General features: G+C 65.0%; 11 protein-coding genes. 4 read left to right on the top strand and 7 right to left on the bottom strand.

The features are described from left to right. Nucleotides 1-203 precede the first annotated feature (203 nt). Together AC1DQP_RS10730 and AC1DQP_RS10725 are read left to right on the top strand one after the other, a co-directional pair. Nucleotides 204-2,075 (top strand): ABC transporter ATP-binding protein, encoded by a 1,872-nt coding sequence (locus AC1DQP_RS10730; protein WP_478051570.1) that lies wholly within the window; start codon nt 204-206, stop codon nt 2,073-2,075. Nucleotides 2,076-2,170: 95 nt separating this feature from the next. Further along, nucleotides 2,171-2,950: a ferredoxin--NADP reductase gene (locus tag AC1DQP_RS10725; protein WP_478051569.1), complete on the top strand. Its 780-nt coding sequence runs from the start codon at nt 2,171-2,173 to the stop codon at nt 2,948-2,950. A gap of 234 nt (nt 2,951-3,184) precedes the next feature. Here AC1DQP_RS10725 and AC1DQP_RS10720 read toward each other — a convergent pair whose 3' ends face one another. Further along, entirely contained in the window at nt 3,185-3,667 is a 483-nt protein-coding gene (locus tag AC1DQP_RS10720) for a glutathione peroxidase (RefSeq protein ID WP_478051568.1), read from the bottom strand. A gap of 262 nt (nt 3,668-3,929) precedes the next feature. Here AC1DQP_RS10720 and AC1DQP_RS10715 point away from each other — a divergent pair, with 262 nt between their 5' ends. Beyond that, on the top strand, nt 3,930-6,101 hold the full coding sequence (locus AC1DQP_RS10715; RefSeq protein ID WP_256775569.1) for a M3 family metallopeptidase: 2,172 nt from the start codon (nt 3,930-3,932) through the stop codon (nt 6,099-6,101). A 93-nt stretch (nt 6,102-6,194) separates the two neighbouring features. Here AC1DQP_RS10715 and AC1DQP_RS10710 read toward each other — a convergent pair whose 3' ends face one another. The 4 genes from AC1DQP_RS10710 to AC1DQP_RS10695 all read right to left on the bottom strand — a co-directional run bounded on the left by AC1DQP_RS10710 (nt 6,195) and on the right by AC1DQP_RS10695 (nt 9,185). Further along, a complete protein-coding gene (locus AC1DQP_RS10710) occupies nt 6,195-6,719 on the bottom strand; it encodes a hypothetical protein (protein ID WP_256775570.1) in 525 nt (174 codons plus the stop codon). 94 nt (nt 6,720-6,813) lie between these two features. Next, nucleotides 6,814-7,932 (bottom strand): cyclopropane fatty acyl phospholipid synthase, encoded by a 1,119-nt coding sequence (cfa, locus tag AC1DQP_RS10705; protein ID WP_478051567.1) that lies wholly within the window; start codon nt 7,930-7,932, stop codon nt 6,814-6,816. 14 nt (nt 7,933-7,946) lie between these two features. After that, a complete protein-coding gene (locus tag AC1DQP_RS10700; protein ID WP_478051571.1) occupies nt 7,947-8,834 on the bottom strand; it encodes a DUF3298 and DUF4163 domain-containing protein in 888 nt (295 codons plus the stop codon). Nucleotides 8,835-8,870: 36 nt separating this feature from the next. Beyond that, complete coding sequence (locus AC1DQP_RS10695; RefSeq protein WP_457321245.1) at nt 8,871-9,185, bottom strand: GNAT family N-acetyltransferase; 315 nt, start codon at nt 9,183-9,185, stop codon at nt 8,871-8,873. A gap of 306 nt (nt 9,186-9,491) precedes the next feature. Between AC1DQP_RS10695 and AC1DQP_RS10690 the strand changes: the two genes are divergently transcribed. Beyond that, a complete protein-coding gene (locus AC1DQP_RS10690) occupies nt 9,492-9,668 on the top strand; it encodes a hypothetical protein (RefSeq protein WP_256775574.1) in 177 nt (58 codons plus the stop codon). A gap of 111 nt (nt 9,669-9,779) precedes the next feature. On the opposite strand, the gene AC1DQP_RS10685 is transcribed toward AC1DQP_RS10690, so the two are convergent. Next, a complete protein-coding gene (locus AC1DQP_RS10685) occupies nt 9,780-10,403 on the bottom strand; it encodes a rhomboid family intramembrane serine protease (protein WP_478051566.1) in 624 nt (207 codons plus the stop codon). Between the two features lie 8 nt (nt 10,404-10,411). After that, a partial coding sequence (locus AC1DQP_RS10680) for a POT-type proton-dependent oligopeptide transporter (RefSeq protein ID WP_478051565.1) occupies nt 10,412-10,979 on the bottom strand: 568 nt, incomplete at its 5' end.

Raw genomic sequence — 10,979 nt, 5'->3', positions numbered from 1 at the left:
GTGCCGACCAACGGTCGGCACCTACCGCGTGATTGCCGTGCTGCGCCGTGCCGACCAACGGTCGTCACCCACCGTGTGATTGCCGTGCTGCGCCGTACCGACCAACGGTCGGCACCTACCGATTTGGATAATTGCGCGCTTTGGTGTCGTAGCGTGCAACGCATTCATCCCTCCGCCACGGCACGGGCGCGCACAATAGCGGCATGCCCGCCTCCCCCGCCGCCGGCGCTTCCGGCCAGAAGAATCCCAGCCTGCGCGAACGCTTCCAGGCGATGCGCAACCTGCCCCCGTTCCTGCGTCAGGTCTGGCAGACGAGCCCCGGCCTGGCCAGTGCCAGCCTGGGCCTGCGCCTGATCCGTGCGTTGCTGCCGGTGGCGATGTTGTACGTGGGCAAATTGATCATCGACGCGGCGCTGCACCTGAGCCAGCACGAAGCCGGCTTCCCGCCGTTTGGCGAGGCACTGTCCAGCGGCGTGCTCAATCCACTACTCGGCCTGCTCGCACTGGAGTTCGGCCTGGCGATCGTCTCCGACCTGCTGGGCCGCGCGGTGAACTATGCCGACAGCCTGCTCTCGGAACTGTTCACCAACGTCACCAGCGTGCGGCTGATGGAGCACGCCGCCGAACTGGACCTGGAAGACTTCGAAGACCCGGACCTGCAGGACAAGCTGGACCGCGCGCGGCGCCAGACCATGGGCCGGATGAACCTGATGAGCCAGCTGTTCGGCCAGGTGCAGGACGCCATCACCGTGGCCAGCCTGGCGGTGGGCCTGCTGGTGTACGCGCCGTGGCTGATCCTGCTGCTGGCGGTGGCGCTGGTGCCGGCCTTCATCGGCGAGTCGCACTTCAACGCGGCCGGCTATTCGCTCAATTTCCAGTGGACGCCCGAGCGCCGCCAGCTCGATTACCTGCGCCAGATCGGGGCCAGCGTGGAAACGGCCAAGGAGGTGAAGATCTTCAACCTGCACCGCTTCCTGATCGAGCGCTACAAGTTCCTGGCCGACAAGTTCTTCCACGCCAACCGGGCGTTGGCACGCAAGCGCGCGTTCTGGGGCACCTTGCTGGCCGCGCTCGGCACGCTGGGCTATTACACCGCGTATGCCTACATCGCGTGGCGCACCGTGCGCGGCGATTTTTCGATCGGCGACCTGACCTTCCTGGCCGGCAGCTTCCTGCGCCTGCGCCAGTTGCTGGAAGGGCTGCTGATCGGCTTCTCGCAGGTGGCCGGGCAGGCGCTGTACCTGGACGATCTGTTCTCGTTCTTCCAGATCCAGCCGGAGATCCACTCGCGCACCGATGCGGTGGCGATCCCGCAGCCGATCACCGACGGCTTCGTGTTCGAGAACGTCGGCTTCCGTTACCCCGATGCGGAAAACTGGGCGGTGCGCCACCTGGATTTCGAACTGCACGCCGGCGAAGTGCTGGCGCTGGTCGGCGAGAACGGCGCCGGCAAGACCACGCTGGTGAAGCTGCTGGCGCGCCTGTACGACCCGGACGAAGGCCGCATCCTGCTCGACGGGCGCGACCTGCGCGACTACGATCTGGATGACCTGCGCGCCAACATGGGCGTGATCTTCCAGGACTTCGTGCGCTACAACCTGAGCGCGGGCGAGAACATCGGCGTCGGCCTGGTCGAAGCAATGACCGACGATGCGCGCATCCGCGACGCCGCCCGCCGCGGCATGGCCGATGAGGTGATCAACGCGCTGCCAAACGGCTACGACCAGCTGATCGGCCGACGCTTCAAGCAGGGCGTGGACCTGTCCGGCGGGCAATGGCAGAAGATCGCCATCGCCCGCGCCTACATGCGCGATGCACAGGTCATGATCCTCGATGAGCCAACCGCCGCACTGGACGCGCGCAGCGAATTCGAGGTGTTCCAGCGCTTCAAGGAACTGTCCGACCAGCGCACCGCCGTACTGATCTCGCACCGCTTCTCCTCGGTACGCATGGCCGACCGCATTCTGGTGCTGGCCGGCGGCCGGATCGAGGCCAGCGGTACCCATGCCGAACTGATGACCCAGGGGGGCCGTTACGCCGAATTGTTCGAGCTGCAAGCGGCCGGGTACCGTTGAAACCCCCACTCCACAAGCCTTTCCGGCCAGTCAATGAGAATTTATCTCATTTGAGATAAACTGGACGGGACAAAACAGATCAGACCCCCACCCCCATGTCTTCCGCTTTCGGCGCCGAAACGGTGCTTGAGGTCCGCCACTGGACCGACGCCTACTTCAGCTTCACCACGACCCGCGACAGCGGCTTCCGCTTCGAGAACGGCCAGTTCGTGATGATCGGCCTGGAAACCGAGGCACGCCCGTTGCTGCGCGCGTATTCCATCGCCAGCGCCAACTGGGAAGAGAACCTGGAGTTCTTCAGCATCAAGGTCCAGGACGGCCCGCTGACCTCGCGCCTGCAGCACATCAAGCCGGGCGACAAGGTCCTGGTCGGCAAGAAGCCCACCGGCACCCTGCTGATCAGCGACCTGCACCCGGGCAAGCACCTGTACCTGCTGGGCACCGGCACCGGCCTGGCGCCGTGGCTGTCGGTGATCAAGGACCCGGAAACCTACGAGCGCTTCGACAAGGTGATCCTCACCCACGGCGTGCGTTACGAAAAGGACCTGGCTTACCGCGACCTGTTCGAGAAGGAACTGCGCGAGCACGAATTCCTCGGCGAGATGATCGGCGACAAGCTGCTGTACTACCCGGCCGTCACCCGTGAGGCGTTCCCCAACCAGGGTCGCCTGACCTCGTTGATGGAAAGCGGTGAAATGCAGAAGACCCTCGGCCTGCCGCCGCTGGATCCGGGAAACGACCGCGCCATGATCTGCGGCAGCCCGCRGATGCTGGCCGACCTGCGCACCGTGCTGGACAGCCGCGGCTTCCAGACCTCCCCGCGCATCGGCACCCCGGGCCACTACGTCTTCGAGCGCGCGTTCGTCGAGAAGTAAGCGCGAATGGCGCACCGAAGGTAGAGCCACGCCACGCGTGGCTGAAGCCTTCCACGCACCCATTCGCCACCCGGTAGAGCCACGCCCCGCGTGGCTGGGGCCTTCCACGCATCCACTCGCCACCCGGTAGAGCCACGCCATGCGTGGCTGAAGCCTTCCACGATCGTCGTGTGCGAGGAGCCGGCCAGCGGCCGGCACTACCTTGCCGCGATCAGGCGGGGGCGAGTGCCCGCATCACCCCAGCGCCGCCTCGATATCCCCGCGCAGCGATTCCGGCTTGTCGGTCGGCGCATAGCGTTCCAGCACCTGCCCATCGCGCCCGACCAGGAACTTGCTGAAGTTCCACTTGATCCCGCGCGTGCCCAGCAGCCCGGACTTCTCCGCCTTGAGCCACTGCCACAGCGGATGCGCGCCCTCGCCGTTGACGTCCACCTTGTCCGACAGCGGGAAATCGACCGCGTAGGTCAACGAGCAGAAATTGCGGATCTCGTCGGCGTTGCCCGGCTCCTGGTGCCCGAACTGAWCGCACGGGAACCCGATCACCACCAGCCCGCGTGCCGCGTACTCCCGACACAACGCCTCCAGCCCCTCGTACTGCGGGGTGAAGCCGCACTTGCTGGCCACGTTGACCACCAGCAGCACCTTGCCCCGGTACTGCTCCAGCGGCTGTGGCTGGCCGGTGAGGTCCACGAACGAGAAATCGAATGCGCTGGTCATGGGAAAGGCTCCGGTGGAAGGGGATCATCTTAGCGCCGTGGGGGTGTGGGGCTGCTGCCGAGAGCAGCCACCCATGGGGTGGCTCTACCGATTCGGGTTCATGCGGAGGAGGCCAGCGGGCGGCACCTGCGGTTCCAACACAGCAATCGGACGTCAAGCGATTCGACGCCTGCTCCAACCCGCAATCCCATGCCTTTCGACACAAGCCCCACGCCATCGCGCCGGGGTAACCTCGTGCACTTGTCTGACCGGAGAATTCCCCTTGACCACCCGCCTTGCCCTTGCCGTCGCCGTGACCCTCGGCCTTGCCCTGCCCGCCTATTCCGCCGTCGCCGCCGCCCCCGTGGCCGCCAACGCCCAGCAGGCCAACCCGTTCTTCGCCGACAGCCCCCTGCCCCTGCACTACCCGCAGTTCGACAAGATCAAGGACAGCGACTTCGCGCCCGCCTTCGACGCCGGCATGGCCCAGCAGCTGAAGGAAGTGGAGGCAATCGCCAACAACAAGGCCAAGCCGACCTTCGACAACACCCTCATTGCCCTGGAAAAGAGCGGTGACACCCTCGACCGCGCCACCACCGTCTTCTTCAGCCTGGTCGGCGCCGACACCAACGACGCCCGCAAGAAGCTGCAGGCCGACTACTCGGCCAAGTTCGCCGCCCACAGCGACGCCATCGCCCTCAACGGCAAGCTGTTCGCCCGCATCCAGGCCCTGTACGACACCCGCACCCAGCTCGGCCTCGACGCCGAAGGCGTGCGCCTGGTCGAGAAGTACTACGACAGCTACGTCCGCGCCGGCGCCAAGCTCAATGATGCCGACAAGACCAAGCTCAAGGCGATGAACGCCGAGCTGGCCAACCTGGGCACGAAGTTCAGCCAGAACGTGCAGAACGAAGTGAATGCCTCGGCCGTTGTGGTGGACGACGTCAAGCAGCTCGACGGCCTGTCCGCCGAGCAGATCGCTGCCGCCGCCGAAGCCGCCAAGGCCCGCAAGCTGGATGGCAAGTACGTCATCGCCCTGCTCAACACCACCGGCCAGCCGCCGTTGACCAACCTGCGCAACCGCGAGCTGCGCCAGAAGATCTACGAAGCGTCCGTCACCCGCGGCAGCCGCGGCGGTGAGTTCGACAACACCGCGCTGGTCTCGCGCATCATGCAGCTGCGCGCCGACAAGGCCAAGCTGATGGGCTTTGCCAACTTCGCCGCGTACAACCTGACCAACCAGACCGCCAAGACCCCCGAAGCGGTCAATGCCATGCTCGGCCAGCTCGCCCCGGCTGCGGTGGCCAACGCCAAGCGCGAAGCCGCCGACCTGCAGGCCATGATCGACAAGGAACAGAAGGCCGCCGGCAAGCCGACCTTCCAGCTCGAAGCGTGGGACTGGGCCTTCTACAGCGAGAAGGTGCGCCAGGCCAAGTACAACTTCGACGAGTCCCAGCTCAAGCCGTACTTCGAACTGAAGAACGTACTGGAAAACGGCGTGTTCTTCGCCGCCAACCAGGAATACGGCCTGACCTTCAAGCAGCGCACCGACCTGCCGGTCTACCACGACGACGTCACCGTCTATGACGTGTTCGATGCCGACGGCAGCCAGCTGGCGATCTTCATCTTCGACCCGTATGCACGCGCCTCCAAGCGCGGCGGCGCCTGGATGAACTCCTATGTGTCCCAGTCCGAGTTGACCGGCTTCAAGCCGGTGGTGGCCAACCACCTCAACATCCCCAAGCCGCCGGCCGGCCAGCCCTCGCTGCTGACCTGGGATGAAGTGACCACCACCTTCCACGAGTTCGGCCACGCCCTGCACGGCATGTTCTCCAACGTGAAGTACCCGTACTTCTCCGGCACGGCCGTGCCGCGCGACTTCGTCGAGTTCCCCTCGCAGGTCAATGAAATGTGGTCGGACAACCCGGCCATCCTGAAGAACTACGCCAAGCACTACCAGAACGGCACCGCGATGCCGCAGGCACTGCTGGACAAGGTGATCGCCGCGGCCAAGTTCAACCAGGGCTTTGCCACCACCGAGTACCTCGGTGCGGCCATGCTGGACCAGCGCTGGCACCAGATCGGTCCGGACCAGGTCCCGGCCGCCAAGGACGTGATGGCCTTCGAGCGCGCCGCGCTGGAGAAGGACGGCATCTACTACGCGCCGGTCCCCCCGCGCTACAAGACCCCCTACTTCAGCCACATCATGGGCGGCTACTCGGCCGGCTACTACGCCTACATCTGGTCCGAAGTGCTCGATGCCAACACCCAGAAGTGGTTCCGCGAAAACGGTGGCCTGAGTCGCAAGAACGGCGACCATTTCCGCCAGACCCTGCTGTCCAAGGGCGGCAGCGTGGATGCGATGGAACTGTTCCGCAATTTCGCCGGGCATGAGCCGCAGATCGAACCGCTGCTGGAAAAGCGTGGTTTGACCGGTGGTGATGGCAAGAAGTAAGCGTTCGATTCAACGACGCGTGTAAACAGGACCGCCCGGCAGTGCCGGGCGGTTTTTTGTTGCCGATCACGTGAGAGGATCCCGCCCCCCCCATCAATGGGCTTGTGGATCAAAGTACGCTTCCCACGTGCAGGACAATGCCGACAGCGCGCAGGCTCGGGTGAACGCCGTCTTCGCGCGTGCCGGCTCGCTCAGGTTGATCAACGCCACCCCCAGGTTGAAGTAGGCATTTTTGTCCCGGCTGCCCAACGCCAGCGCCCGTCGCAGCGGCGCAAGCGCCTGCTCGTGCTGACCCCGATCGCATGCAACCGCCCCCAACGCGGTAAGCAACCGCGCATCATCAGGATGGTGGCCCAGTGCATTGGCAAGAAACTCRTGCGCAGACCGCAGCGCTCCCTCCGGATCGGATGCTCCTGCGAAGGCAGATTGAACCCGCTGACCAGCGGCCAGAAGGGCGTCAAGCACGGTCACGTCGTCGAAGGTCATGAACACATCGTAGTTGGCTGCCTGCTTCGGCGACAACCGACGAATCACATGGATTGAGTTCAACAGCGCGGCGTCACAGTGGCGATCAAGCTGACAGTGGCAAGAGCAATATTGAAGCCTGATATGACGCATCAACCGTGTTCTCGGATCCTGCTTTGCACAGGTCGCCGAAGCAGCCCTGATCGACCGCCAGGCCGGCAGGACTGGGGCATCTGCGCCGCCGCCATCACCGCGGCGCGATATACCCACCCGGTACGCCGTTGGGCGACAACACCAACTGCCACAACTGCGAATTCCGGCAGCGGAAGCTCGCCATCGACGCCGCCAGGTAGAACCGCCACATCCGCTTGAAGCGCGCGTCGTAGCGCTGCGGGTCAAGCCCGCCCCACGCCTGCTCGATGTTCAATCGCCATGCCTGCAGCGTGCGGTCGTAATCGGTTCCAAAACTGTGCCAGTCCTCCAGCACGAACAATCCTTCATACGCGGCGGTAATCTGCGCCGCCGAGGGCAGCATCGAATTGGGGAAGATGTAGCGGGTAATCCACGGATCGGTGCGGTGCCGCGAGATATTGCTGCCGATCGAGTGCAGCAGGAACAGGCCGTGCGGGTGCAGGCAGCGCCGCGCCATTTCGAAGTAGCCGCGGTAGTTCTTGTCGCCGACATGCTCGAACATGCCGACCGAAAAAACCGCGTCGAAGGTTTCTTCGACGTCGTGGTAATCCTGCAGCCGGATCTCGATCGGCAACCCGGCGCACAGCTGGCGTGCGTAGTCGGCCTGCTCCTGGGAAATGGTGACGCCCACGCCGGACACGCCGTAGCGTTCGGCGGCGTACTTCAGGGCTTCGCCCCAACCGCAGCCGATATCGAGCACGTGCTGGCCCGGGCGCAGCCCGAGCTTGCGGCAGATCAGGTCGAGCTTGGCTTCCTGCGCCGCATCCAGGTCCGTCGCATCGCGCCAATAGCCACAGCTGTAGACCAGGCGGCGGCCAAGCATCGCTTCATAGAGGTCGTTGCCGAGGTCATAGTGGCGCTTGCCAACCTCGAAGCTGCCATTGCCGGCCTGCAGGTTGAACAGACGCGCCTTGAGCGCGTCGGCGACTTCGCGCCAGCCGTGCACGCGATCGTCCAGGTGTGCCTGCATCAGGTGATACAGGAAGTCGTCCAGCGCGGCGGCGTCCCACTGGCCGTCCATGTAGCTCTCGCCCAGGCCGAGTGAGCCGTGGGCCATGACCCGCGTGTAGAACTGCGGGTCATGGACGTGGATGTCATGCGGCCGGTCACCGTCGACGGTGATTCCCGCGTCGTGCAGCAACAGCGTCACTCGTCGTTGCAGTCCCGCGTCCACGTCGCCTCCGTCGATCAGCCCTGGGCAAACAATCCCGCATACGCCGCACCGACATGCGGCGCCAGTACGTTGGCCGGCACATCCACGGTCTGGGTGCCATCCGAATACGGCCCCACCTGGTAGGGCGGGAACACGAAGCGTACCGCGCTGATCTTGCCATCGGTGCCGGTCAGCGGCTGGAACTGGCTGAAGTTCTCCGCGCTCGGCTCGGTGCCGTCGGCGATCATCCGGCTGGCGCTGCGCAGCGATTCCTGCAGTTGGCCCGGCTCCATGTCTTCGCTGCTCAAGCGGGTGGCCACGCGCTCGCGCAGCTGGTCACCGATGTAATCGCTGACCGCCTTCCAGCCCTTGGCATCTGCCACCAGCTTGTCGGCGGTGAGCATCTGCTGCTGTTCGGGCAGCCACACGAAGCGCGCCACCAGCGGCTCGCCATGGGCACCGCCGGTGTAGCGGCTGCCATCGGCGCTCACCACCACCAGTTGCGGGGTTTCCAGCACTTTTTCGAAGCTCAGCGACAGCTCGTAGGGCATGGTCGGCTTGTCGTTGCCCAGACCATCGACGGCCTGCTGCAACTCGCCGCGCGCGGCAGTGGCGTAATCGGCCAAGGCCTTGGCCAGGCCCGGGTACTTGGCGATATCGGTCGGGTAGCTGATCCCGATGACGGCCTGCGGCGTGTTTTCGATCACGTCGMGCAGCTCAACCGGCGCTGCGGCGACAGGCGTTTCAATGTTCGCCGGCTGCGTGGCGGTCGCGCCATCGGCCGGTGCCGTGGCGGTGTCGCCCGCGTCGCGCTTGCAACCCGCCACCAGCACCAGGCCCACGGCCATGGCCAACGCGCTGGCGCGCAGCGCGCGACGGTTTACTACGATGTTCATTGCAATCCCCTTGTTGAAACCCAGCATCATGGTGTGTCGTCCCTGAAGCGAGACCGCCCGCGGTCAACCGGCGAGCAGGTCGTCGTATTCCTCGTGTCGTTGCATGAAGGCTTCGGCGTAGGCACACGCCGGCACCACTTTGTATTTGTGTTCGCGCGCATAGCGTAGCGCCACCTTGGTCAACTCCCCGGCAATACCGCGCCCGGCGATCGGCTCAGGCACCTCGGTGTGGGTGATGACCATCCGCTTCTGTCGTTTCAGCGACGTGATCTGGTAGTCCAGCAGCGCCAGGTGCCCCTGGATCCGGGCCTGGAAACGGTGGTTGGCCAGATCGTGCTCCACCTCGTACGCCAATCCGGGCGGGGTGACCGAAGCCATGGGCGGTGTCTCCTGCGGCAACTGACGCGATAGTGCGCAGCGTAGCGCCATGATCGCGTGAAGCCTGAACAGGGGCAAGCAGCGACGCTGAGCGTCACTTCCGGACCCCGTGCCCTTCCCGGGCAGGACGGGGGCACCGGCGCCTTGCCACGCGGCCGGTCATCGCCATGCCGCCATCAAAGCGCGGTGCTGGGCGCCGCTAAAGTCTCGTTGGTTCAAGCCGATACCGGTAGCGGACAGGGCGTGAAAGCTGGCACGAGTTTTGCGACACCTGCCTGCCCGAATCCGTTTTACCAGGAGGTCCTCATGGACAACGCACCTACCTCCCCGGCCCCGGCCGACGCCGACAGCTCGCTGCTGGAAGGCCTGTTCCAGCTGGCCGTGAACGGCCAAACCAACGGCTGGGAATTCGATCAGATCGACAACGAGGTCTACGCCCGCCTGCTCAGCGCGTACGGCACCGACGGCAAGAAAGTAGCGTAACGCGTCGTTTGCAGGGGGCACGACCCACGGTCGTGCCCTTCCGCCGGCTGCTGCCGGCGTTCCTGGACCCGGCAGGTGCCGACCGTGGATCGGTACGTCTGCATCCCGGCATCACCCCAGCGGACGGAAGCTCGGGTTGCTCAGCTCGCGCAGGAAGTGCTCGAAAATCGCCGGGCGCATCGCCAGCATGAAGATCACCCCGAACGCGGCACCGGCCAGGTGCGCGCTGTGGTTGATGCGGTCGCCGCCACGGCGATCCATCCAGATGCTGTAGCCCACATAGAACGCCGCGTAGATGATCGCCGGCGCCGGGATGAAGAACACGAAGATCACGCTCCACGGGCTGAGCAGGATGAAGGCGAACAACACCGCCGACACCGCGCCCGACGCGCCCAGGCTGAGGTAGTTCGGGTTCTTCTGGTTCTTCAGGTAGCTGGGCAGGATCGACATCACCAGCGCGCCGRGATAGAACGCCGGATAGGTCAGGTAGCTGCCGGTCAGCTGGATCATCACCGACTCGATCTGGCCGCCGAAGAAGAACAGCGTGATCATGTTGAACGCCAGGTGCGCCAGGTCCGCGTGGATGAACCCGTAGGTCACCAGGCGGTCGTACTGGCGGTGGCGGTCCACCGCCGGCGGCCACAGGATCAKGCGGTCGCCGAGCTTGCGGTTCTTGAACGCCATCCACGACACGATGACGGTGATGGCGATCAGCAGCAGGTTGACGGGGGTCATGTCAGGGCTCAGGCCGTACGGTAGTTGTCGACCATACGATAGCGCCTGGCATACCAACCGAAGGCCAACGCGGCGAGGAAGGCGAAACCGGCGAAGAAGAACATCAGGAACGCGGCCTCGCTCAGGCCGGTACTGGCGATCTTGTGGGTCACCGTATCGTTGCGCACGGCCGCGTTGGACAGCAGCACCCACAGGTTGCCGATGGTGGTGGTCAGGTTCCAGAAGCTCATGACCACGCCCTTCATCGCCTGCGGCGCCTGGCTGTAGGCGAACTCCAGGCCGGTGGCCGAGACCAGCACCTCACCGAAGGTCAGCAATGCGTAGGGCAGCATCTGCCAGAAAATCGACATGACGTTGCCGCCATCCATCATCACCTGGATGCCACCGACCACGACCCAAGCCAGGCCGCTGAAGGCGATGCCCACGGTCATGCGGCGCAGCGCGGTGGGCTCGACGCCGAAGCGGCGCAGCGCCGGGTACAGCACCAGGTTGTTGAACGGGATCAGGATCATCACCAGCAGCGGGTTCAGCGCCTGCATCTGCGAGGCGGTGAACCAGCTCGGCATGGCCATCTGC

It is taken from the genome of Stenotrophomonas sp. P5_A8 (assembly GCF_056400545.1).
Note: the sequence above shows the minus strand (reverse complement) of the source record. Positions and strands in the feature narration are given on the sequence as shown.

What these genes read in the sequence shown, in the direction of transcription:
- AC1DQP_RS10730 (WP_478051570.1), top strand. Translation starts at nt 204, where the DNA reads ATGCCCGCCTCCCCCGCCGCCGGCGCTTCCGGCCAGAAGAATCCCAGC.
- AC1DQP_RS10695 (WP_457321245.1), bottom strand. Translation starts at nt 9,185, where the DNA reads ATGGCTTCGGTCACCCCGCCCGGATTGGCGTACGAGGTGGAGCACGAT.
- AC1DQP_RS10690 (WP_256775574.1), top strand. Translation starts at nt 9,492, where the DNA reads ATGGACAACGCACCTACCTCCCCGGCCCCGGCCGACGCCGACAGCTCG.